The sequence below is a fragment of the Streptomyces sp. NPDC046909 genome, from assembly GCF_040644695.1.
Classification (GTDB): Bacteria; Actinomycetota; Actinomycetes; order Streptomycetales; family Streptomycetaceae; genus Streptomyces.
Map to the genome: position 1 here is coordinate 322,907 of NZ_JBEYXC010000009.1, position 22,272 is coordinate 345,178.

At 72.6% G+C, this 22,272-nt stretch carries 18 protein-coding genes and 1 pseudogene; 13 read left to right on the plus strand and 6 right to left on the minus strand.

From position 1 onward, the window contains the following. The first annotated feature begins 163 nt into the window (after positions 1–163). The 5 genes from ABZ928_RS29720 (at position 164) to mug (ending at position 5,506) form a co-directional block, all read left to right on the plus strand. The gene (locus tag ABZ928_RS29720; protein WP_361525441.1) at positions 164–1,507 is read left to right on the plus strand and encodes a hemolysin family protein; all 1,344 of its coding nucleotides are present in this window, start codon (positions 164–166) and stop codon (positions 1,505–1,507) included. Then, the gene (locus tag ABZ928_RS29725; protein ID WP_361525444.1) at positions 1,504–2,517 is read left to right on the plus strand and encodes a hemolysin family protein; all 1,014 of its coding nucleotides are present in this window, start codon (positions 1,504–1,506) and stop codon (positions 2,515–2,517) included. Before ABZ928_RS29720 ends, ABZ928_RS29725 begins: the two co-directional genes overlap by 4 nt. A gap of 82 nt (positions 2,518–2,599) precedes the next feature. Further along, complete coding sequence (locus ABZ928_RS29730; protein ID WP_361525447.1) at positions 2,600–3,373, plus strand: SGNH/GDSL hydrolase family protein; 774 nt, start codon at positions 2,600–2,602, stop codon at positions 3,371–3,373. 148 nt (positions 3,374–3,521) lie between these two features. Further along, positions 3,522–4,964 (plus strand): adenylosuccinate lyase, encoded by a 1,443-nt coding sequence (gene purB / locus ABZ928_RS29735; RefSeq protein ID WP_361525450.1) that lies wholly within the window; start codon positions 3,522–3,524, stop codon positions 4,962–4,964. Then, positions 4,961–5,506 (plus strand): G/U mismatch-specific DNA glycosylase, encoded by a 546-nt coding sequence (gene mug, locus ABZ928_RS29740; protein WP_361525862.1) that lies wholly within the window; start codon positions 4,961–4,963, stop codon positions 5,504–5,506. The genes purB and mug overlap by 4 nt, the downstream gene beginning before the upstream one ends. 4 nt (positions 5,507–5,510) lie before the next feature. Here the strand turns inward: mug and ABZ928_RS29745 are convergent, their stop codons facing one another. Genes ABZ928_RS29745 through ABZ928_RS29755 form a run of 3 tightly spaced genes read right to left on the minus strand, consistent with a single transcriptional unit; the run spans position 5,511 to position 7,640 of the window. Further along, a complete protein-coding gene (locus ABZ928_RS29745; RefSeq protein ID WP_361525452.1) occupies positions 5,511–5,897 on the minus strand; it encodes a hypothetical protein in 387 nt (128 codons plus the stop codon). A 41-nt stretch (positions 5,898–5,938) separates the two neighbouring features. Beyond that, positions 5,939–6,718 carry an ABC transporter permease gene (locus ABZ928_RS29750; protein ID WP_361525455.1) on the minus strand — a complete coding sequence of 260 codons (780 nt, stop codon included), beginning with the start codon at positions 6,716–6,718 and terminating at the stop codon, positions 5,939–5,941. Between the two features lies 1 nt (position 6,719). Then, complete coding sequence (locus tag ABZ928_RS29755; RefSeq protein ID WP_361525457.1) at positions 6,720–7,640, minus strand: ABC transporter ATP-binding protein; 921 nt, start codon at positions 7,638–7,640, stop codon at positions 6,720–6,722. Positions 7,641–7,748: 108 nt separating this feature from the next. Here ABZ928_RS29755 and ABZ928_RS29760 point away from each other — a divergent pair, with 108 nt between their 5' ends. From ABZ928_RS29760 to ABZ928_RS29770, 3 genes are all read left to right on the plus strand, one after another. Continuing rightward, positions 7,749–8,918 (plus strand): histidine kinase, encoded by a 1,170-nt coding sequence (locus ABZ928_RS29760; RefSeq protein WP_361525460.1) that lies wholly within the window; start codon positions 7,749–7,751, stop codon positions 8,916–8,918. A 14-nt stretch (positions 8,919–8,932) separates the two neighbouring features. Next, a complete protein-coding gene (locus ABZ928_RS29765; RefSeq protein ID WP_361525463.1) occupies positions 8,933–9,595 on the plus strand; it encodes a response regulator transcription factor in 663 nt (220 codons plus the stop codon). A gap of 99 nt (positions 9,596–9,694) precedes the next feature. Next, on the plus strand, positions 9,695–10,852 hold the full coding sequence (locus ABZ928_RS29770; RefSeq protein ID WP_361525466.1) for an ROK family protein: 1,158 nt from the start codon (positions 9,695–9,697) through the stop codon (positions 10,850–10,852). Between the two features lie 170 nt (positions 10,853–11,022). Here ABZ928_RS29770 and ABZ928_RS29775 read toward each other — a convergent pair whose 3' ends face one another. After that, positions 11,023–11,784 (minus strand): GntR family transcriptional regulator, encoded by a 762-nt coding sequence (locus tag ABZ928_RS29775; protein WP_361525469.1) that lies wholly within the window; start codon positions 11,782–11,784, stop codon positions 11,023–11,025. A 259-nt stretch (positions 11,785–12,043) separates the two neighbouring features. Further along, on the minus strand, positions 12,044–12,928 hold the full coding sequence (locus tag ABZ928_RS29780; protein WP_361525471.1) for an RNA polymerase sigma-70 factor: 885 nt from the start codon (positions 12,926–12,928) through the stop codon (positions 12,044–12,046). Between the two features lie 139 nt (positions 12,929–13,067). Here ABZ928_RS29780 and ABZ928_RS29785 point away from each other — a divergent pair, with 139 nt between their 5' ends. Continuing rightward, positions 13,068–13,898, plus strand: coding sequence for an alpha/beta hydrolase (locus tag ABZ928_RS29785; protein ID WP_361525474.1), 831 nt, complete (start codon positions 13,068–13,070; stop codon positions 13,896–13,898). Positions 13,899–13,931: 33 nt separating this feature from the next. Here ABZ928_RS29785 and ABZ928_RS29790 read toward each other — a convergent pair. Further along, positions 13,932–14,825: pseudogene (locus tag ABZ928_RS29790) on the minus strand (DMT family transporter); the annotation flags it as partial. Between ABZ928_RS29790 and ABZ928_RS29795 the strand changes: the two are divergent. The 4 genes from ABZ928_RS29795 (at position 14,816) to ABZ928_RS29810 (ending at position 22,198) form a co-directional block, all read left to right on the plus strand. Next, positions 14,816–16,255 carry a PLP-dependent aminotransferase family protein gene (locus tag ABZ928_RS29795; protein WP_361525477.1) on the plus strand — a complete coding sequence of 480 codons (1,440 nt, stop codon included), beginning with the start codon at positions 14,816–14,818 and terminating at the stop codon, positions 16,253–16,255. The pseudogene ABZ928_RS29790 and the gene ABZ928_RS29795 sit on opposite strands and share 10 nt — an antisense overlap. A gap of 135 nt (positions 16,256–16,390) precedes the next feature. After that, positions 16,391–17,977: an alkaline phosphatase D family protein gene (locus tag ABZ928_RS29800; protein ID WP_361525480.1), complete on the plus strand. Its 1,587-nt coding sequence runs from the start codon at positions 16,391–16,393 to the stop codon at positions 17,975–17,977. Between the two features lie 154 nt (positions 17,978–18,131). Further along, complete coding sequence (locus ABZ928_RS29805; RefSeq protein WP_361525483.1) at positions 18,132–19,535, plus strand: SWIM zinc finger family protein; 1,404 nt, start codon at positions 18,132–18,134, stop codon at positions 19,533–19,535. Beyond that, positions 19,532–22,198 (plus strand): DUF6493 family protein, encoded by a 2,667-nt coding sequence (locus ABZ928_RS29810; RefSeq protein ID WP_361525486.1) that lies wholly within the window; start codon positions 19,532–19,534, stop codon positions 22,196–22,198. Before ABZ928_RS29805 ends, ABZ928_RS29810 begins: the two co-directional genes overlap by 4 nt. The last annotated feature ends 74 nt before the right edge of the window (positions 22,199–22,272 follow it).

The window sequence follows — 22,272 nt, forward strand, 5'->3', positions numbered from 1 at the left end:
GGGGACCTGCCGACCCGACCCCTTTGCCGATCCTTTACCATTGGGGGATCACTCGGTCCTCCAATGAAAGGTGTGAGCGTCCGCCCATGGGCGAGCCTCCCAGTAGTACGCGAGATCGCGCGTTCCTCCCCGCCCTGTCCGATCATGGGACGGAGGTGACCCGATGACCGAAGTGCTCCTCCTGCTCGTGGCGATCCTGCTCTCGCTGGCCTGCGGTGCCTTCGTCGCCGCGGAGTTCTCCTTGACCACGGTCGAGCGGGGCGCCCTGGAGCGGGCCGTGGAGCGCGGCGAGCGGGGTGCCTCGGGCGCCCTGAAGGCCGTACGGAATCTGACCTTCCAGCTGTCCGGGGCCCAGCTCGGCATCACCGTCACCAACCTGGTGGTCGGCATGCTCGCCGAGCCGTCGATCGCCAAGCTGATCGCCGGTCCGCTGGAGTCGCTCGGCATCTCCCGGTCCGCCGCCTCGTCGGTCGCCCTCGTGCTCGGTACGGCGCTGTCGACCGTCGTCCTGATGGTCGTCGGCGAGCTGGTGCCGAAGAACTGGGCGATCTCCTCGCCGCTGGCCGTGGCGAAGCGGGTGGGCAACGCGCAGCGCTGGTTCAGCGCCGCGTTCCGGCCCTTCATCACGCACCTCAACAACACGGCGAACCGCATCGTGCGCCTCTTCGGCGTCGAGCCGACGGAGGAGCTGGCCGCCGCGCGCGGTCCGCAGGAACTCGCCGCCCTGGCCCGGCACTCCGCCAAGGAGGGCGCGCTGGAGGCGGACACCGCCGAACTCTTCGTACGGACCCTGAACCTCGCCGACCTCACCGCGGAGAACGTGATGACGCCGCGCGTCCAGGTCATCGCCCTCGACGTCCAGGCGACCTGCGAGGACGTCGCGAACGCCACGCGCGCGACGGGCCTGTCCCGGTTCCCGGTCTACCGCGGCAACCTCGACTCGGTCGTGGGCACCGCGCACATCAAGGACGTCCTGGCGGTCCCGGCCGAGCGCAGGGCCCGCGTCCCCGTGGCCGAGCTGATGCGCGAGCCGCTGCTCGTCCCCGAGTCCCTGACCGTGGACCGGCTCCTGGACCGGCTGTCCGGCAAGCGCACCATGGCCGTGGTGATCGACGAGTACGGCGGTACGGCCGGAGTGGCCACCCTGGAGGACATCGTCGAGGAGGTCGTCGGCGAGGTCCGCGACGAGCACGACCCGCACGAGACGCCCGATCTGGCCCCCGCGGGCAGCGACGACGACGGCCGCGCCCTGTACTCCGCCGACGGCTCGGCCCGCGTCGACCAGCTCGCGCGCGTGGGCCTCAGGGCACCGGACGGGCCGTACGAGACGCTGGCCGGGCTCGTGGCGACCGAGCTGGGCCGGATCCCGGCGGTCGGCGACACCGTGGAGGTCGTCGGCTGGCGCCTCGACGTCGTGGACGCGTCCGGCCGGCGGGCCGCGCGCGTCCTGTTGCACGCGCCGCTTGACGACGTGTCCGATTCGCTCGACGGGGAGGCCGGAAAGTGACCGCGATCCAGTTGCTGATCGGCCTGGCGACCCTCGTCGTCAACGCCTTCTTCGTCGGCGCGGAATTCGCACTGATCTCCGTACGTCGTTCCCAGATCGAGCCGCATGCCGAGGAGGGCGACCGGCGCGCCAAGAGCGTGCTGTGGGGTCTGGAGCACGTGTCGGCGCTGATGGCCGCCGCGCAGCTCGGCATCACCCTGTGCACGCTGATCCTGGGCGTGGTCGCCGAGCCGGCGATCGCGCATCTGCTGGAGCCGGTGTTCCACGCGCTGGGCGTGCCGACGAGCGCCGGACACGCGGTGTCCTTCGTGATCGCGCTGACCGCGGCGACGTATCTGCACATGCTGCTCGGCGAGATGGTGCCGAAGAACATCGCGCTCGCGGAGCCGGTGCGCAGCGCGCTGGTGCTCGGGCCGCCGCTGGTCACCCTCTCCCGGGGCCTGCGCCCGGTGATCTTCGCGATCAACGCCTTCGCGAACGCCCTGCTCAAGCTGTTGCGGGTCGAGACCAAGGACGAGGTCACGGCGACCTTCTCGGACGCCGAGCTGGCCCGTCTGGTGATGGACTCCGACGAGGCGGGCCTGATCGACGACCGCACCCGGGAGCGGCTCCACGACGCCCTAGAACTGGGCCGCCGACCGGTGCGCGATGTCGTCCTCCCACTGGAACGCGTCGTCTACGCGCGCGTGGGCGTCACTCCGGAACAGCTGGAGCGGCTGTCGGCGGAGTCCGGCTTCTCCCGCTTCCCGGTGGTGGACGACGGGCGGCGCATCCTCGGCTATCTCCACGTCAAGGACGCGCTGGACGCCTCCCCGCGCGATCTGCCGTTCCAGGTGCGGGACATGCGGCCCATCGCGCGCGTACGGGAGAGCACGCCGATGGACGACGTCCTGACGGCGATGCGCGGCAGCCGTACGCATGTCGCGGCGGTGCTGGGCGACGACGGGCGGCTGGCGGGGCTGGTGACGATGGAGGACGTGCTGCGGGAGCTGTTCGGGCAGCGGGCGTGAGGGGCCAGGGGGCTGCCGGAGCTGGACCCCCTGGAGGCTGACCGACTGCCGGGTATGTGAACGGGATAGCATTTCCTCCGCCATGCAGAAGAACCCCACACACACCAGCCTCGTCGCGCTCGGCGACTCCTTCACCGAGGGCATGTCGGACCTGCTCCCGGACGGCACCTACCGGGGCTGGGCCGATGTCCTGGCCGGCCGGATGGCCGCCGTGACGCCCGGCTTCCGGTACGCCAACCTCGCGGTGCGCGGCAAGCTGATCCAGCAGATCGTCGAGGAGCAGGTCGACGTGGCCGTGGCCATGCGGCCCGACGTCATCACCCTGGTGGGCGGGCTGAACGACACCCTGCGGCCCAAGTGCGACATGGGCCGGGTGCGCGATCTGCTGACCGAGGCGGTGGAACGGCTCGCCCCGTCCTGCGGACAGCTCGTGCTGATGCGCAGCCCGGGCCGGCAGGGACCGGTCCTGGAGCGCTTCCGGCCGCGCATGGAAGAGCTGTTCCTCTGCGTCGACGAGCTGGCCGAGAAGCACGGCGCGGTCGTCGTCGACCTGTACGGGGCGCCCTCGCTGAGCGATCCGCGGCTGTGGGACGTGGACCGGCTGCACCTGACGGCCGAGGGGCATCGCCGGGTCGCCGAAGCGGTGTGGCAGACCCTGGGCTACGACCCCGAGGACACGGAGTGGCGTACGCCGATGGCGGCCACGGTGCCGCCGAAGTGGGTCGCACGGCGGATCGAGGACGTGCGGTTCGCCAAGCAGCATCTGCTGCCGTGGATCGGACGGCGCCTGACGGGGCGGTCCAGCGGGGACGGGCGGCCGGCGAAGCGGCCGGAGCTGCTGCCGTACGAGGGGTGACCGAGGGACGGGTGCGGGGCGGGCGTAGGGCTGGCGTGGGGCGAGCGCCTTCAGGCGGCCGAGTCCGCGGCGTGACCCAGGTCTCGTACGATCCGCCGAAGGTACCCGTGGCGCTGGCCTGCACGAATCGCCAGTAGAATCCGTCTACGTGACTTCCGCTCCCGCCAAGCCCCGCATCCCGAACGTCCTCGCCGGACGCTACGCCTCCGCCGAGCTCGCCACGCTCTGGTCCCCCGAGCAGAAGGTGAAGCTGGAGCGCCAGCTCTGGCTCGCCGTGCTGCGGGCCCAGAAGGACCTCGGTATCGAGGTGCCGGACGCGGCGATCGCCGACTACGAGCGTGTCCTCGACACCGTCGACCTGGCCTCGATCGCCGAGCGCGAGAAGGTCACCCGGCACGATGTGAAGGCGCGGATCGAGGAGTTCAACGACCTCGCCGGGCACGAGCACGTCCACAAGGGCATGACCTCGCGCGACCTCACCGAGAACGTGGAGCAGCTCCAGATCCGGCTCTCGCTGGAGCTGGTGCGCGACCGTACGGTGGCCGTGCTGGCGCGTCTCGGCAAGCTGGCCGGGGAGTACGGCGAGCTGGTCATGGCCGGCCGCTCCCACAACGTCGCCGCGCAGGCCACGACGCTGGGCAAGCGTTTCGCGACCGCCGCCGACGAGCTGCTGGTGGCGTACGGGCGGGTCGAGGAGCTGCTCGGCCGCTACCCGCTGCGCGGCATCAAGGGCCCGGTCGGCACCGCGCAGGACATGCTGGACCTGTTGGGCGGGGACCCCGCGAAGCTGGCGGACCTGGAGGACCGGATCGCCGGTCACCTGGGCTTCTCGCAGGCCTTCACCTCCGTCGGCCAGGTCTACCCCCGCTCCCTCGACTACGAGGTCGTCACCGCGCTGGTGCAGCTCGCCGCCGCGCCGTCCTCGCTCGCCAAGACCATCCGGCTCATGGCCGGGCACGAGCTGGTGACCGAGGGCTTCAAGCCGGGCCAGGTCGGCTCCTCCGCGATGCCGCACAAGATGAACACGCGGTCCTGCGAGCGCGTCAACGGCCTCATGGTCATCCTGCGCGGCTACGCCTCGATGACGGGCGAGCTGGCGGGCGACCAGTGGAACGAGGGCGACGTGTCCTGCTCGGTGGTGCGCCGGGTCGCGCTGCCGGACGCGTTCTTCGCGCTCGACGGTCTGCTGGAGACGTTCCTGACGGTCCTCGACGAGTTCGGCGCCTTCCCGGCGGTCGTGGCCCGTGAGCTGGACCGCTACCTGCCGTTCCTCGCCACGACCAAGGTCCTGATGGGCGCGGTGCGCGCGGGTGTCGGCCGTGAGGTCGCGCACGAGGCAATCAAGGAGAACGCCGTCGCCTCCGCGCTCGCCATGCGCGAGCAGGGTGCCGAGCGCAACGAGCTCCTCGACAAGCTGGCCGCCGACGAGCGCATCCCGCTCGACCGCGCCCAGCTGGACGCGCTGATGGCCGACAAGCTGTCCTTCACGGGCGCCGCCGCCGACCAGGTCGGTGTCGTCGTCGGCCGCATCGAGGAGATCGCGAAGCAGCACCCGGAGGCCGCGGGTTACGCCCCGGGAGCGATCCTCTGACCCGCTTCACCCAGGCCGAGCTGGAGGCCGCTCGCGACCGTCTGGTACCGGACGTCGTCGCGGACGGCCTCCGCGTGCTGTTCTGCGGCATCAATCCCGGTCTCATGACCGCCGCGACGGGCCATCACTTCGCCCGCCCCGGCAACCGCTTCTGGCCGGTGCTGCATCTGTCCGGATTCACGCCTCGCCTCCTGAAGCCGTCGGAACAGGGTGAGTTGCTGTCCCACGGGCTCGGCATCACGAACGTCGTGGCGCGAGCGACGGCTCGGGCCGATGAGCTGAGCGCGGAGGAGTACCGCGAGGGCGGGCGGCAACTGGCGCTGAAGGTCGGGCGGTTGCGGCCGCGCTGGCTGGCGGTGGTGGGGGTGACGGCCTACCGGGCGGCGTTCGACGACAAAAAGGCCCAGGTGGGTCCGCAGGAGCGGACGATCGGGGACACGCGCGTGTGGGTGCTGCCCAATCCCAGTGGGCTGAACGCCCATTGGACGGCAGCGACCATGGCCGAGGAGTTCGGGCGGTTGAGGGTGGCGGCGGAGGCCTGAGGGGTCACGGCGGGTCGGACTCCGTAACGGCGAGCCAGGGCTGCGGCACGCTCTCGCCGTCCCGGTCGGCGACCGCGATGGTGATCCGGCGACCGCTGACGGGCTCGATCCACGTACGCACATCGATCGCCAGGGCGGTGAGCGTCCCCCAGGGTTCGGGTATGGCCTCACCCCGCTCGATGCGCTGCTCCAGTGTCACGGTCCCCCAGCGCGACGCCTCTCCATGGCGCCGTGTCAGCCCTTCGACCAGAGCGACCTCGTAGGCGTAGCAGTCGCTGACGTCCGGCCAGTGCCCCGGACCTAACCACGCCGTGTGGTAGCGCTCGTGCTCCCCGGGAAAGTCCCGGGCGCACAACAGGTCGATCAGGGCGAGGTCCTTCGCGATGTCCATGTGATCCAGTAAACCCCGCCCCACTGACAACTGGCGTGCCGTCAGGCGTCCCTGCGCCGTATGCTCCACGCCCCCGCGAGGACCGCCGCCGCCGTCCACAGCGCGGTGACGCCCAGTCCGGACCACGGGCCCAGCGGGCCGTCGTACGACTGGTACAAGACCACTTGTCCCGCCCGGTCGGGCATGAAGTCGGTGAGGCCGCCGGGGACATCGCCGATCACGAACGAGACGACGAGGATGAACGGGATCAGCAGGGACAGCGCGCCCACCCCGCTGCGCAGCAGGGCCGCGAGACCGGCCGCGAACAAGGCCATGAGCGTGAGGTAGACACCGCAGCCCACGACGCCGCGCGCCTGCTCGCCGACGGTGAGGCCGCTCGCCGCGGCGCCGAGTCCCGCCTTGGCGACGAGGAGCGCGGCGAGGGCGGTGACGAGTCCCGCGGCCAGCGCGGGCACGGCGACGGCCGTCAGCTTGGCCGCGAACCAGCGCCCCCGCTGCGGGACCGCGGCGAGCGACAGTCGGAGGCCACCCCCGTGGAACTCCGACGACACCGCCATGGCGCCGAAGGTGATCGCGGCGATCTGCCCGGGCGCGACCCCGGACAGCGCGAAGAAGAGCGGGTCGAACTCCGGGTCGGACGTGTCCGAGACACCGGCGAGGGCGGAGAACGCCGTGGTGGCCGCGAACAGCGCGAGCAGGGCGCCGAGGAGCGAGGGGAGGGTGCGGATCTTCAGCCACTCGGCGTGGAGGGCGGGTGCGAAGTGGGGGGTGCGGGCGGAGTAGGGGGTGGGTGCGGAGTGGGGGGTGGGTGCGGACGACATGTCAGGCCTCCTGCGGCTGTGCGGTGAACTCGGCGGTGCCGGAGGTCAGGTCCAGATAGGCCTGCTCCAAGGTGCCCTCCTCGGCGGTCAGTTCGAGGAGGGGGACGCCCGCGGCGGAGGCGAGGCGTCCGATGTCGTCCACGCGTGCGTGGCGCACTCGCCAGTGCCCGTCCTCGTGTTCGGCCGCGTCGTGCCCATGCTCGGCGAGGACCGCCTTGAGGGCGGCGGGGTCCGCGGTGCGGATACGTACGCTCGGCTGCACGCGTGCGTGGATGAACTCCCGCATCGGTGTGTCCGCGAGGAGCCGGCCCCGGCCGAGGACCACGAGGTGGTCGGCGAAGGACGCGGTCTCGTTCATGAGGTGGCTGGAGACCAGGACCGTACGGCCCTCCCCCGCCAGGCGGCGCAGCAACTGGCGGATCCAGATGATGCCTTCGGGGTCGAGACCGTTCGAGGGCTCGTCCAGCATGACCACCTCGGGGTCTCCGAGGAGCGCGGCGGCGATGCCGAGTCGCTGGCGCATGCCGAGGGAGTACGTCTTCACCCGGCGGCCCGCCACCGTCGCCAGGCCGGTCTCCTCCAGCAGTGCGTCGACACGGCGGTCGGGGATGCGGTTGCTCGCCGCGAGCGTGCGCAGGTGGTTCCGGCCGGTGCGGGAACCGTGCGCCGCCTGTGCGTCGAGGAGGGCGCCCACGTGCCGCAGGGGTTCGTGGAGGGTGGCGTAGGCGCGGCCGCCGATCGTGGCGGTGCCGGAGGTCGGCCGGTCCAGGCCGAGCGCGAGCCGCATGGTGGTGGACTTTCCGGCGCCGTTGGGGCCGAGGAAGCCGGTGACGCGGCCGGGGAGGACGGTGAAGGTCAGATCGTCCACGGCTCGCCTGGTGCCGAACTCCTTGGTCAGGTTCTGGACTTCGATGCTGGTCATGGCAGCAGCCTGGCCGGTGCGACGGGGGCGGGTCCTCCCCCGTGGGTGGAGATCGTCTCCCCCGGGCGGGGGAGGTCCGTTGTCAGTGGCGGCTGGCACGATGACGGGATGGCCCGCTTGCTGCGCCCGTTCGGTAGGGCGGTGACGTACACACGACTGCTGCATCTGTACATCGCGATCGTGTGGCCTTCCATGTGGCTGTTCATCGAGGAGGCGTGGTGGACCTGGGTGGTGGCGGGCGCGGTGCTCGTGCCCGTCGGGCTGGTGCCCGCGATGCGGACCGTGGAGGGGCTCCAGGCAAGGCTGTTGCTGACCGGTCACCGGCACGACAGTGAGAGCGCCGAGATCGTCGTCGCGCCGTCCGCGTCCTGGAGCGACCGGGGGCGAGTGGTCCTGTGGCTGGAGGCACGGCTGCTGCTGGGCTGTGCGACCTCGATGTTCACCGCCCAACTCCTGCTGGCGTCGGTGGACCTGACGCTGTCCCCGTTCGGCGGCGACGCCGGCGACGGAGTGCTGTTCCTGCTCGACGGCCACCACTGGTGGCACGCCCTGCTGGTGCTCCCGGCGCTGGCTGTCCTGGCGGCCACCGTGGTCGGCTCGGGGCACCTGATCACCACGCTCGCCCGCCGCCTCCTCGGCCCCTCCCCCGCCGACCGCCTGGCCGCCATGGAGGAGCGCACGGAGCAGCTGCTGGAGCGCACCCGTATCGCGCGGGAACTGCACGACTCCATCGGCCATGCCCTCACCGTCGCCGTCGTCCAGGCGGGCGCGGCGCGGGCGGCGGCCGACCCGGCCTTCACGGACCGCGCCCTGGAGGCCATCGAGGAGACCGGCCGGGCGGCCCTGGAGGACCTGGAACGCGTGCTCGGCATCCTGCGCGAGTCGGAGCGCCCGGTCAGCAGCCGTCCGACACTGACCGACGCCGATCGGCTGCTGGAGTCCGCGCGGGTGTCGGGCGCCAAGGTCGACGTCGACATGACCGGCCCCCTCGACACCGTCCCCGGCCCGGTCTCCCGCGAGGGCTACCGCATCCTCCAGGAGTCGCTGACCAATGTGCTGCGGCACGCGGGGGCCGTCCCGGTCCGGGTCCGGGTCACGGTGGCCGAGGGCATGCTCCTCCTGGAGGTCCGCAATCCGCTCACCGCCGACATAGCCGGGCCCGGCAGAGGCAGCGGGCTGCGGGGCATACGCGAGCGCGCGGCCCTGCTGGGCGGGCGGGCGCACACCGGGCCGGATCAGGGTGCCTGGCAGGTGCACGCAGAACTGCCGTTGCGCTGATCTACGCTGGCCGGATGCCGGTCACCGTTCTCCTCGTCGACGACGAACCCCTCGTACGCGCGGGTCTGCGGGCCGTGCTGGAGGCGCAGCCCGACATCGAGGTCGTCGGGGAGGCGGCCGACGGGGCGGCGGTGATCCCGCTGGTGCGGCAGCTGCGGCCCGACGTGGTCGCCATGGACGTACGGATGCCGCTGCTGGACGGGATCGAGGCCACGCGCGCGGTGCTGCGGACGGTCGACGAGCCGCCGAAGATCCTCGTGGTGACGACGTTCGAGAACGACGAGTACGTCTACGAGGCGCTGCGGGCCGGGGCCGACGGCTTCCTGCTGAAGCGGGCCCGGCCGGCCGAGATCGTCCACGCGGTACGGCTGGTCGCCGAGGGCGAGTCGCTGCTGTTCCCGGCGTCGGTGCGGCAGCTCGCCGCCGAGTACGGCGAGGGTGGCGGGAATCGGGCTGCCCGCGCGGTGATGGAGCGGGCTCAGCTGACGGAGCGTGAGGCCGAGGTGCTGCGGCTGATGGCCCGTGGGCTGTCGAACGCGGAGATCGCCGCGCGGCTGGTGGTCGGGACGGAGACGGTGAAGTCGCACGTCAGCGCCGTACTCGGGAAACTGGGCGCGCGAGACCGCACCCAGGCGGTGATCGCGGCGTACGAGTCGGGGTTCGTGGCGCCGGGCTGACCGGGGACAGCAAGCGATCTCTGACGTCCCCGCACTCGCCGGGCTCCGCCCCGACGAGTACGATCCGGCCAACACGCGCACGAGCTGGGAGGACGGACGTTGGGGCGGCTGACCGGCGGGGATCCCTCGCTGCTGCGAAGGATCAATTCCGCGGTGGTGCTGCACGCGCTGCGCGCCACCGACTGCGCCACACTCACCGAGATCACCCGGGTGACCGGCCTGTCCCGGCCGACGGTCGAGGGCGTGGTCGAGGGGCTCATCGAGGCGGGGTACGTCGTCGAGAAGGCGGCCGACGAGAGCGTCGTACGACGGCAGGGGCGGCCCGCGCGGCGCTTCCGGTTCCGGGCCGAGGCGGGGCATCTGCTGGGCCTCGACATCGGGTCGCACCGGGTCGCGGCGCTCCTCTCCGACCTGGACGGCCGGGTTCTCGGTGCCGTCGCGAAGGACGTCGACGAGTCCGCGCCGGCCGACGAGCGCCTGGAGCGGCTGCGCACCGCGGTGGCCGAACTGCTGCGCCGGGCCGGTGTGTCCCGCGACTCGCTGCGGGCCGTGGGAGTCGCGTCGCCGGGGATCGTCGAGGCGGACGGCACGGTGCGGCTGTGCGCCGCGCTGCCCGAGTGGACGGGGCTGCGGCTGGGCGAGCGGCTGAGCCGCTCCTTCAAGTGCCCGGTACTGGTCGAGAACGACGCCAACGCCGCGGCGGTCGCCGAGCACTGGAAGGGCGCCGCCACCGAGTCCGACGACATCGTGTTCGTCCTGGCCGGGCTGAGTCCGGGCGCGGGCGCGCTGATCGGCGGGCGGCTGCACCGGGGGTACGGCGGGGCGGCCGGCGAGATCGGCGCGCTGCATCTGCTCGGGCGCGAGGTGACGCCCGAGACGCTGCTGTCCACCACGGACGAACCGCTGCATCCCCTGGACGAGCAGGCCGTCGCCGAGGTCTTCGCGCAGGCCCGTGAGGGCGATCAGCGGGCCCGCGCGGCGGTCGACCGGTTCATCCAGCGGCTCGTGCACGACGTGGCCGCGCTCTCCCTGGCCCTCGATCCCGAACTGGTCGTCATCGGCGGGTGGGCGACGGGGCTGGACGACGTACTGGAGCCGCTGCGGCGGGAGTTGGCGCGGTACTGTCTGCGGCCGCCGAGGGTGACGCTGTCGTTGCTCGGGGAGGCGGCTGTGGCCACGGGTGCGTTGCGGCTGGCGCTCGACCATGTGGAGGAGCAGTTGTTCGCGGTGGAGGGCACGGTGACGGCACGTCGCTGAGCTCTCCGCGAGACGCGGTGCGGGGAGATGGCGTCGTGTGTCTGCGGCGCCGCGGGGGCTGGTCGCGCAGTTCCCCGCGCCCCTTTCGGGGCGCTTCTGCCGACCGGGGTTCACATGTCCAGCGCCCCCTGATCTGCTCCGGGGGCGCTGGACCTGCTGTCTCGCGGCCGTCAGGACGCCTGGCGTTCCGGGTTCTCGTGGATCTCCACTCCGCCCGAGTCGCCGAAGGTCAGACGGCAGGTGTCGGCTCGGTAGGTGGCGACGGAGAGGGCCGCGGTGCGGCCGTCGGCGAAGAAGCGGGTGGTGACGACGAGGACGGGGGCGCCCGGGAGGCGGTCCAGTTGCCTGGCGTCGTCCGCGCGGGCCGAGCCGAGTTCGACGGCGCTGTCCTGGCCCTCCAGTTCGAGGCGCTGCAACTCGCGGAGTACGGCACGCGCGCGTGCCGTCCCGGAGGGGGCGTCTATGGCGGAGAGATCCGGCACCGACGACTGCGGGATGTAGAGGAGCTCCGCCGCTACGGGCTGGCCGTGTGTCATCCGGGAGCGGCGCACGGTGTGCACGGGCTGGTCCTGGCCGGTTTCCAGGGCACCGGCGACGGTCGTCGGCGGGACCTCCAGGCTGCTGTCGACGGGCTGCCAGGCGTCGGTGGCGGTGCCGGGCCAGATGTGCTGCTCGGTGCCGACGGAGACGCCCACGCGGGGCGGGGCGACGGTCGTGCCGACACCGCGGCGGCGTTGCAGGCGGCCTTCCAGTTCCAGCTGTTCCAGGGCCTGGCGGAGCGTGGCGCGAGCGACGCCGAACCGGGCGGCGAGGTCGCGTTCGTTGGGCAGGATCTCGCCCACCGAGAACTCGGAGTCCAGCGCCTCAGTGAGCACGGTCTTGAGATGCCAGTACTTCGGTTCCGGCACCGTTTCCAGCTGCGTGGTCCCCACCCTGTCCTCCGCAATCGCCGTGGCCCGGCGGCGTTTTAGCGCCCTTGTTTATTAAAGGTTGTTTCACTTCTCTGCGACCATAGGGCGGCCCCCACCCTTGGTCAAGACCAATCCTCGATCCCTTGCCCAACGCACAGGGCTGGTGCCGCAGAGCGTTCATGAGCCGTTCGCACAGGGGGATCTTCGTGACATGACGGCAAAGCCCCCGTCGCGAAACGGGGGCTTCGTCCGGATGTCGGCGGCTGCGGCGCCGAGGGGCTTATCCGGCGGCCAGCGACACGAGCTTGTCGGGGTTGCGCACGATGTAGACCGACTGGATCCGGCCGTCGGCGATGTCGACCTGGATGACCGAGTCGGGCTTGCCGCCCGTCAGGATCAGGATCGCCGGGCCGCCGTTGAGTTCCAGGAACCGGTAGGACATGTCCGCGACGCCCTTCTCGGCGACGCCGACCATGAAGCGGCCCACGTGGTCGGCCGTCTCCAGGACGCGGAGCGGCGCGCGGGACTTGCCGCCGCTGTCGCCGACGAGACGGACGTCGGGGGCCAGCATCGACATGAGCGCTTCGAGGTCGCCTCCCTCGGCGGCGGCGAGGAAACGTTCGGTCAGGTCCTTGCGCTGGGCGGGGTCGACCTCGTAGCGGGGTTTGCGTTCCTCGACGTGCTTGCGGGCGCGTCCGGCGAGCTGACGGACCGCCGGCTCGCCGCGGTCGAGCATGGCGGCGATGTCCGCGAACGGGTAGCCGAAGGCCTCCCTGAGCACGAACACCGCCCGCTCCAGGGGCGACAAGGACTCCAGCACGACCAGGACGGCGAGCGAGACGGAGTCGGCGAGCACGGCGCGCTCCGCGGTGTCCGGCACGGTGTCCCCGAAGTCGGTGACGTACGGCTCGGGGAGCCAGGGGCCGACGTACGCCTCATTGCGCGCCTTGACCTGGCGCAGGCGGTCGATGGCGAGGCGAGTCGTGATGCGCACCAGATAGCCGCGCGGTTCGCGCACCTCGCCGCGGTCCGCGCCGGACCAGCGCAGCCAGGCCTCCTGGACGACGTCCTCCGCGTCGGCCACCCGCCCGAGCATGCGGTAGGCGACGCCCAGCAGGACGGGGCGGTGCTCTTCGAATTCGTCGGTCAGCGTGTCGGTGGTCACGGATCCATCCCATCCGAGACATCCGGTGCTGTCCAGGCGGTTCGAGCACTTCCGGATCCAGGGGCTACCCGTCGGTAGTAATTGCTGACAAGCTGTCTACGCCGTCCGTCAGCACGTTCCAGACGAGGAGCACACCCCCATGGCCGCCACCGTCTCCTTCGAGGTGCCCTCTGCGCAGGGCCCGCGCACCGTGACCGTCGACTACGCGCGCGTGGGCAGCGGAGAGCCGCTGCTCCTGCTGCACGGCATCGGTCATCACCGGCAGGCCTGGGACCCGGTCGTGGACATCCTGGCGACCGAGCGCGAGGTGATCGCCGTGGACCTGCCCGGGTTCGGCACCTCCCCCGGTCTGCCGGACGGGCTCGCCTACGACCTCGCCACCACGACCGCCGTGTTCGGTGCCTTCTGCGAGGCGCTGAAGCTCGACCGTCCGCATGTAGCGGGCAACTCGCTCGGCGGCCTGCTCGCCCTGGAACTGGGCCGGGAGAACCTCGTACGGTCCGTCACCGCGCTGTCCCCCGCCGGGTTCTGGTCGGAGGCGGAGAAGCGTTACGCCTTCACGGTGCTCCTCGCGATGCGGGGCATAGCCCTGCGGATGCCGCTGCCGATGGTCGAGCGGCTGTCCCGGTCGGCGGCCGGCCGTACCGCGCTGACGAGCACCATCTACGCCCGCCCGGGCCGCCGTTCACCCGAGGCCGTCGTCGCCGAGACGCTCGCCCTGGTGAACGCGACAGGCTTCGCCGAGACCCTCCGCGCGGGCGGCTCCGTGCAGTTCGTCGACGACGTCCCCGGTGTCCCGGTCACCGTGGCCTGGGGCACCAAGGACCGGCTGCTGCTGCGCCGCCAGGGCGTCCGGGCCAAGCGGATCATCCCCAAGGCGCGTCTCGTGCGGCTGCCCGGCTGCGGTCACTGCCCGATGAGCGACGACCCGGCGCTCGTCGCGCGCGTGATCCTCGACGGCAGCCGCTGATCTGGTCCACGCGCCCGATCCGAGGGCGACTCCGGCGCCGACGAGGGCGCTTCCGACAGCCTGGGCGACGCCGTAGGAGCCGGTGCCGACGAGCGGGGCGGTGCAGGCGGCGGCGACCGGGATGAGGCCGGAGAAGAGCGTGGCGCGCTCCGCGCCGATCCGCTGCATGCCCATGTACCAGCAGACGAAGCCGACGACCGTGACGACCGCCGCCTGCCACAGCAGCGCGGCGGTCTCCGTGCGGTCGGGCTGCCGCAGCCACCCGGTGCCGTCCACGAGCAGTCCGGCCGCGAGGGACTCGATCGCGGCGATGCCGCACACCGTCGCCGACAGCAACCGCGGGCCCAGGGGACGCAGTACGGGCACGGCGAGCACCGCGAACCCGACCTCCCCGGCCAGCGCGCACCCGGAGAAGGCGAGCCCCGCCCCGTCCGTACGCCCCCAGCCCTGGACCACGAAGGCGCCGACGGCCACGAGCAACGCCCCGCGCAGGACCGCGCGTTGGGGTCGGCGACCGTCCAGGAGCGGGACGAGAACGGCCACCGCGAGCGGGGCACAGCCCACGAAGACACCCGGGACCGCGGGCTCCGCCGTACGTTCCGCGGCGATGACGGCCGAGTTGAAGCCGACCATGCCCACGGCCGCGAGCAGCCCGAGGCGGGCCCACTGGCCGGTTGTGAGGGCCCGCAGCCGGGCCGGCGTGCCGCGTCCGGCCAGCGGCAGGAGGAGCAGACAGGCCAGTCCGTAGCGGAGGAACTGGCCGCCCGCGTAGGGGTAGTCGCCGAGGACGCTGTTGGCGGTGAAGGACGCGCCCACGAGGACGCAGGCGAGCGCGGCGAGGAGGGTGCCGCGGGTCGAGGTGGCGTTCATGGGAGCGACGCTAGGAAGCGCGGCGGTCCGCATTAAGGTCCATTTCCATGACGTCATCGGAGACCAATCGGCGGGAACCGCCGACGGATCGGGCCGGTTCCGCCGCCTGGGAGCTGCTCCTTCCCGCCGTCTCCGCGCCCGCACGCACGCGTGGCCGTTCGTTGCAGGCGGCGCTGCGGGAGGCGGTGCGGTCCGGGCGGCTCGCGCCGGGGACCCGGTTGCCGTCGAGCCGGGATCTGGCCGGTGACCTCGGTGTGTCGCGCGGGCTGGTCACGGAGGCGTACGAGCAGTTGACGGCGGAGGGGTATCTGCGCAGCGGCCGGGGTGCGGGGACCTGGGTGGGGGGTGCGGTACGGGCCGCGCGGCCACGCGCGCGTGATCTCGCGCCGCGTACCCCCGGCTCCGGTGCCGACTTCGTGCCCGGCACGCCCGACCTGTCGCTGTTTCCACGCGCCGCCTGGGCCGCCGCGCAGCGCGGGGTGCTGGCGGAGTTGCCGCACCACGAACTCGGCTATCCCGATCCGCGCGGGCTGCCCCGGCTCCGAACCGCGCTGGCCGAACTGCTCGCGCGCCGCCGGGGTGTGGTCGCCGATCCGGAGCGGATCGTGGTGGTGTCCGGGGTGGCACAGGCGACGACCCTGCTCGGTTTCGCGCTCCACGCGCGCGGGCTGCGCGAGGTGGGGGTCGAGGATCCGGGCAGTCCGCAGCACGACGACCTGTACACCGCGGCCGGCGTCACCACGGTCCCCTTGCCGCTGGACGACGAGGGGCTCGCCGTCGGACCGCTGCGGGCGTCGGGCGTACGGGCCGTGGTGACGACGCCCGCCCACCAGTACCCGACGGGGATCGCGTACTCCGCGCACCGCCGCACCGAACTGCTCGACTGGGCCAGGTCGGTGGAGGGGTTCGTCCTGGAGGACGACTACGACGGCGACTTCCGCTACGACCGCGCCCCCGTCGGCGCGCTCCAGGGCCTCGATCCGGACCGGGTGGCCTACGCGGGCTCGGTCAGCAAGTCCCTCGCCCCGGGGCTGCGGCTGGGCTGGCTGCTGGTGCCGGAGCCGCTCGCCGACGAGGTGATCGAGCGCAAGCGGACCATGGACCTCGGCCATCCCACCCTCGACCAGGCGCTGTTCGCCCGGTTCGTCGAGCGCGGCGACTATGACCGTCAGCTGCGCCGCTGCCAGCGCGCCTACCGCGAGCGGCGGGACGCGCTCGTTGCCGCCCTGGCGGAGCACTTCCCCGGCGCGGCGGTGTCCGGGATCGCCGCGGGGCTGCACGTCATCGCCACGCTGCCGGAGCGGTACGGGCCCGAGGAGCGCTTCCTCGCGCGCGTGGCCGCGACCGGAGTGGCGGTGCGTCCGCTGTCGGACTGCACACACGCGCGTACCGATGACTCGGCTGAGGTGCGGCTGGTGCTGGGGTACGCCCATCTGTCGCCCGCGCGTATCCGCGAAGGGGTGCGGCGGATGGCCGAGGCGCGCTGAGGGGGCTGTGGCTCTCGTACACCGGTTCCCTTGCGCGTGGGGTCAGTTGTTCACTTGTGGTTTCCGTGCGCGCTGCGGCGCACGAGTAGTTGTGGCATCGCACACTGGCCGGATCCCGTCCCTGGAGGCGCATCCATGTCACATCGTCCGCTCCCCGACCGCCGCACCGTCCTGCGCGGCTCCCTGGTCGCGTCGGCGGCCCTGACCCTGCCCGCGGTGGCCGGCTCGGCACCGGCGTTCGCCCTGTCGGGGCGGCCCGAGGCGGGGTGGGGCGTGCAGACGGGCGACGTGACCTCCAACTCGGGGCTGGTGTGGGTGCGGTCCGACCGGCCGGCCCGGATGATCGTCGAGACGTCGGCGACCGAGTCCTTCCGCAACCCGCGCAGATGGCACGGCCCGCTGCTCGGCGCGGACACCGACTTCACCGGCACGACCCGGCTGCACGGCCTCCCTGCGGGCGAGCAGATCCACTACCGCGTCCTGCTCGCCGACCCGGACGACCCGCGCCGCACCGGTGAGCCGGTCGCCGGCACGTTCCGCACCGCGTCGGCCCGGCGGCGCGACGGGGTGCGCTTCCTGTGGTCGGGCGACCTGGCGGGCCAGGGCTGGGGCATCAACCCGGACTTCGGCGGCTACACGATCTACAACGCGATGGCCGCGCTCGACCCGGACTTCTTCCTGTGCAGCGGCGACAACATCTACGCCGACGGCCCCATCGCGGCGACCGCCACGCTGCCCGACGGCAGCACCTGGCGGAACATCACCACCGAGGAGAAGTCCAAGGTCGCCGAGACCCTGGCCGAGTTCCGCGGCAACTTCCGCTACAACCTGCTCGACGACAACCTCCGGCGGTTCAACGCCCAGGTGCCCTCGATCATCCAGTGGGACGACCACGAGGTGCGCAACAACTGGTACCCGGGCCAGACGATCCTGGACTCCGACACCCGTTACACCGAGAAGAGCGTCGACGTGCTGGCGGCGCGGGCCCGTCGGGCGTTCGGTGAGTACTTCCCGATCTCCACGCTGCGGGAAGGAGCGCGGGAGGGCCGGGTGCACCGGGTGCTGCGGCAGGGCCCGTTGCTGGACGTGTTCGTGCTGGACATGCGGACGTACCGCAACGCCAACTCGCCGGACGACCAGACCGTGGACCCGCAGGGCATCCTCGGCCGTGAGCAGCTGGAGTGGCTGAAGCGGGAGCTGTCGTGCTCGCGGGCGGTGTGGAAGGTGATCGCCTCCGACATGCCGCTCGGCCTGGTCGTGCCCGACGCGACCGAGGGCAAGGCGAACATCGAGGCGGTGGCGCAGGGCGACCCGGGCGCGCCGCTCGGGCGCGAGCTCCAGATCGCGGAGCTGCTGCGGTTCATCAAGCACCGGCGGATCACCGGCACCGTGTGGCTGACGGCCGACGTGCACCACACCTCGGCGCAGCACTACCAGCCGTCGCGGGCCGCCTTCACCGACTTCGAGCCGTTCTGGGAGTTCGTCTCGGGCCCGCTCAACGCCGGCGCGTTCCCCGCGAACGCGCTCGACAACACCTTCGGCCCGGAGCGGGTGTTCGTGAAGGCGCCGACCGCGGCCAACGTCTCCCCGGCCGGCGGCTACCAGTTCTTCGGCGAGGTCGACATCGACGGCGACAGCGGCGAGCTGACGGTCCGGCTGCGCGAGGCGGACGGCACCGTGCTGTTCACGCAGGTGCTGCAGCCGGGCCGAGTGGGCCAGTAACTCCCGTACGCTCGAAGGCGGGCCGCGTACCGGCGTCATCCCTCGGTACGCGGCCTGCGCGCTTCCTGCCCGACCGGCCCGCGAACTCCCCCCTCCCGCAGGCCGTTTTCGCAGGTCAGAGCCGATTGTCAGTGGTCGCCTCTACGGTTTTTCCATGACGCGATCTTTGCAGGCCGTGGCCTATCGCCGACCCTCCGTGCTGGAGTCCGCAGCGGACGAGCGGCACCTGGGCCTTGAGACCTCCCACGGTGCGACGCCCTCGGGTGCCGAGGACCATCCGCGGTTCTTCACGGGCTTCCTGACGTCCCCTCAGGCGGCCTCCGCGGGGCTGCTCGCGGTGGCCGACGTGGCGGCCGCCCGCTACTACCAGCGGCAGCTGCGGGCCTCGCTCGACCCGGTGGTGACGGGCAACGGCGACCGGCTGCGCTTCGAGTCCTTCTCCGGCTGCGGCGGGGTGTACGCCCGCCTGGACGTGCTGACGCCGGGCCTCGACGGCGGCGAGGTGGGGCACGGCACGACGAACGTGGACGTCAACAACCCACTGCGCGAGGCCCTCTCGCGGATCGGCTCCGACGACCCGCTCCATCTGCGCGTCGGCCCGGAGGAACTGGCGGTGACCACGCTGGACGGCCCGGTCGTGGAGAAGAAGGTGCCGCTCCCGGACCGCTGGCTGCGCGGCTTCGCGGAGGCCCAGGTGATCGCGGCGGGCTTCGACCTGCGGGCCGAACTGCCCGCCGCCGAGGCTGTGCGGTTCCTCAGGGCGCTCCCGCGCGGTGGCGGGCGCGGCGGGGCGCGCTGGGTCGTCCCGGCAGGCGGCGCGCTGCGGCCGACCACCCGTGCGGTACCGGGCGCGGTGTGCCTGCCGGGGCCGGACCGGCTGATCGCGCTCCAGCGTGTGCTGCGGTTCGCGACGGCCCTGCGGGTGTACGGCCCCGCGGTCGCCCCGGGTGCCGCCACGGCCGCCACCGCCAGTGCCTGGGAGGCCGTACTGCCGGGCATGCGGCTGACGTTGACGCTGTCGCCCGACGCCTCACGCGGCTTCTCCGGCGAGGGCGGGGTGCTCGACGCGCTCGCCGCCGACGAGGCGGCGGAGGACGCCGAGCTGATCTCGGTGCTCCTCGCCTGGGAGCCCCGCATCGACGTCGCCGACCTCGCCGCGGCCTCGGGCCTCACGGCCGAGCGGGTCCGGGCGGCCCTGATCCGCCTGGGCACCTCGGGGCGTGTCGGGTACGACACGGCGGAGGCCGCCTACTTCCACCGGGAGCTGCCGTACGACGCCGAGCGCGTGGAGCGGCACAACCCCCGGTTGCGTTCGGCCCGTGCGCTGGTCGCGGCCGGTGCGGTGGCCGGGCACGCCTCCGGTGGGACCGTGACGGCCGAGGACGGTCATGTGCATCGGGTGCGGGACGAGGCCGGGGTGCTGAGCTGCAGTTGTCTGTGGTGGGCGAGATATCGGGGCGGGCGCGGGCCGTGCAAGCACGCGCTGGCGGTACGGATGGTGCGGCGGGGTGCCGCGGTGGAGCAGGGCGTGGCGCGGGTCTACGGGGGTGTGCGATGAGTTCGCTGATCGAGGCGGTACGGGCCGGTCGGACGGCCGAGGTGGTGGGGCTGCTCGACGGGATGACGGATGCGGAACGCCGCGCGTCCTTCCCGGAGTTGAAGGAACTGCGCAAGGAGCTCAGGAAGGATCCGTGGACCGCGGAGGTCCGGCGCGCCCACCCCGCCCTGCATGTGGCCGGGGCGGCGTGCCAGACGGGTGCCGCGGCCGTGGCGACCTGGCTGGCGGCCGCCGACCTGCGCTGGTCGCCGGCGTCACCGACGGTGCTGATCGATGTGCTGGGCGACCGGGAGCCCGCGTGGCTGGCGGACGTGGCACACCGGTTGGCGCAGCGCCCGAGCGGCAGTGGGGTGCCCTATCCGCTGATGGCCGGCCTGGTACGCCTCGCGGGCTGCCCGGCACCGACGACCCAGGCCTATGTCGAGGGCTGGGTGCAGCACATCGGCGGTGGCTGGCAGCGCACGGACACGGTGCTCGGCCGGATGCGACAGGAACCGCACCTCCCGGAGCTGGTGGGCGCGCTGTTCGAGACGGACGGCATCGGCACCGGTCTGGCGTGGTCGAGCCACGAGGGAGTGGACGGCTGGACCGGTGCGATCACTCAACTCGCCGCCGAGGGGGTGCTGGAGCGCAAGGTGGTGGTCGACGCCTGTGTCGCCCGGCTCCTCAGGGGCGGGGCGACAGCCGACAACCGCGTGTTCCTGCACGTCCTCAAGGCGCTCGCTCTCACCCGTGACGAGGAGCGGGAGCGCGCGGCGGACTGGCTGGCCCTCGCCTCGGACGCCACGTCGACGGTTGCGGCACACGCGCAGTCGGTGCTCGCCGCCCTGGCCCTGGACGGCGAACTGCCCGTGCGCCGACTCGCCGAGCTGTCGGGCGCGGTGCTGTTCCGCACCGAGAAAAAGCTCGTACGGGCGCAGCTCGTCCTGCTGGGCAAGCTGATCGCGCGGGACGCCGCCACGGCCGACGAACTGCTGCCGGTCACCGCGCAGGCCTTCGCACACGAGGACTCGGATGTGCAGGAACGGGCGCTGAAGCTGGTCGAACGGCATGTCAGGAAGGCGGGTCCCGCGGTACGGGAGGAACTCGCCGCGGCGGCGGAGCAGTTGATCCCGGCGCTGCACGCCCGGGCGGTCGGATCACTGGGCGCGGCTCCGGCGGCACCGCGGTCCGTGGTGGACGAGGAGATGCTGCCGCCGGCGCCCGAGCCGGTCCGCGTCGCCCCCGCGCCGACGGACCCCGCCGAACTCGCCGAAGAAGTCGGGGCGTTGCTGGCGTCCGAGGGTGATGTCACCACGTTCGAGCGTGCGCTGGACGGGCTGGTCCGGCAGGCCCACGAGAACCAGGACGCGCTCCTGGAGGCGCTGGGACCGGTCATCACCCGCCGCTGGTGGGCCGACACGGGCCCGGACCACATCCAGCGCGGTGACGACTACTTCGGCACCCGCCACGAGATCGCCGACGCATCTGACGGACTCGACCTGATCTTGGCGACGCTGCACGGCACCGTGTTCACGAGCACACTCCGCGTCGGTCTGAACGGCCGGGCGGCGAGCCGGCACTGCGGACACAGCCCCCTGGCCAGGGCGTTCGGCGCCCGCCTGCGGGAGGTGGCCTACCGGATCCGCACGGAGCCGCTGCCGTTCCTGCTCTCCACCCCCACATGGAGCACGGGCCTGCTGGAGCCCGACGAGCTGGTGGCCCGTCTCGACGAGTACCGGCGTCTGGGCACGCGGGTCTCCGAGGCCGACTTCGCCCAAGCCCTGCTACGGGTGCGCCGCAGCGACGAGTCGACGGCCGCGTCGGCTGCCCGCGCCGCTGCCGCGCTCGGCACACCGGAGGGCGACCGCCTCGCCCGCTGGCTCACCTCCAGGCCCCCGGCCCTGCCGATGTACCGACGGCGGACGTCAGGCACGCGCATCCTGATCGAGACCGGTGAACTGCTGGGGCTTCAGGAGGACTTCGACCCCGAGTTCCGCCCCCTGGGCCGACCGGTGAGCGTGTTCGGTGACCGCTGGCACTGCTACCACTGGAGTGACTCCATACGGCAGCACTGGCTGGCGGTGCTGCCCGAGCGGCCCGAACTCGTCGCGGTCCGGATGCTGCCCGACCTCTCCAGTCTCGCCGTCCACGACTCGCGGGGTGCGGCCGCCGTGCTCCCGCTCCTCGCCGAGGCCGACGGCCCGGTCGGGGACGCCGTCCACCTCTGTCTGGCGTACGGACTCGGAGCCCGGCACGAGGAGGATCGCCTCGCCGCCGTGGACGCCCTGCTGGTGCTCGCCGCGCGCGGGCGGCTCGACTCGGCGCTGTTGGGTGCGGATCTCGGGCAGTTGGTGCGGCGCGGGGCCGTGAAGCCGCTGAGGCTCGCCGAGTCGGCGCGGACGGCGGCGGCAACGGGGGCGAACGCCACGGTCTGGGGGGTGCTGCGCCACGCCCTGCCCGTGCTGCTCGCCGATCTCGCGACCGGCGGGCCGGACGGGCAGGCCGCGAAGAGCCGGGGTCTCGGGGAGTTGCTGGCCGTGGCCGCGGAGTGCGCCGAGCGGTCCGGGGCCCGGGGCGAGCTGCCGCATCTGGGGCAGACCGCGGACCGGCGCGGCACGTCTCGGCTGGTCACACAGGCTCGTCGGCTGCGCACCGCGCTGGCGTTGGAGGTGGCGGCATGAGACCGCAACACAACCGTAAGAGAAGCGACAAAAGGTGCATATTCAGTCTTTACCGCTCGGTCACAAAGCGTTCG

Bases quoted from the DNA above. Each gene is read 5' to 3' on its own strand.
- ABZ928_RS29795 (WP_361525477.1), top strand. From the start codon at position 14,816: ATGACGTCATCGGAGACCAATCGGCGGGAACCGCCGACGGATCGGGCC.
- ABZ928_RS29785 (WP_361525474.1), top strand. From the start codon at position 13,068: ATGGCCGCCACCGTCTCCTTCGAGGTGCCCTCTGCGCAGGGCCCGCGC.
- ABZ928_RS29745 (WP_361525452.1), bottom strand. From the start codon at position 5,897: ATGGACATCGCGAAGGACCTCGCCCTGATCGACCTGTTGTGCGCCCGG.
- ABZ928_RS29805 (WP_361525483.1), top strand. From the start codon at position 18,132: ATGACGCGATCTTTGCAGGCCGTGGCCTATCGCCGACCCTCCGTGCTG.
- ABZ928_RS29755 (WP_361525457.1), bottom strand. From the start codon at position 7,640: ATGACCAGCATCGAAGTCCAGAACCTGACCAAGGAGTTCGGCACCAGG.
- ABZ928_RS29730 (WP_361525447.1), top strand. From the start codon at position 2,600: ATGCAGAAGAACCCCACACACACCAGCCTCGTCGCGCTCGGCGACTCC.
- ABZ928_RS29760 (WP_361525460.1), top strand. From the start codon at position 7,749: ATGGCCCGCTTGCTGCGCCCGTTCGGTAGGGCGGTGACGTACACACGA.
- ABZ928_RS29750 (WP_361525455.1), bottom strand. From the start codon at position 6,718: ATGTCGTCCGCACCCACCCCCCACTCCGCACCCACCCCCTACTCCGCC.
- ABZ928_RS29800 (WP_361525480.1), top strand. From the start codon at position 16,391: ATGTCACATCGTCCGCTCCCCGACCGCCGCACCGTCCTGCGCGGCTCC.
- ABZ928_RS29810 (WP_361525486.1), top strand. From the start codon at position 19,532: ATGAGTTCGCTGATCGAGGCGGTACGGGCCGGTCGGACGGCCGAGGTG.
- ABZ928_RS29765 (WP_361525463.1), top strand. From the start codon at position 8,933: ATGCCGGTCACCGTTCTCCTCGTCGACGACGAACCCCTCGTACGCGCG.
- ABZ928_RS29720 (WP_361525441.1), top strand. From the start codon at position 164: ATGACCGAAGTGCTCCTCCTGCTCGTGGCGATCCTGCTCTCGCTGGCC.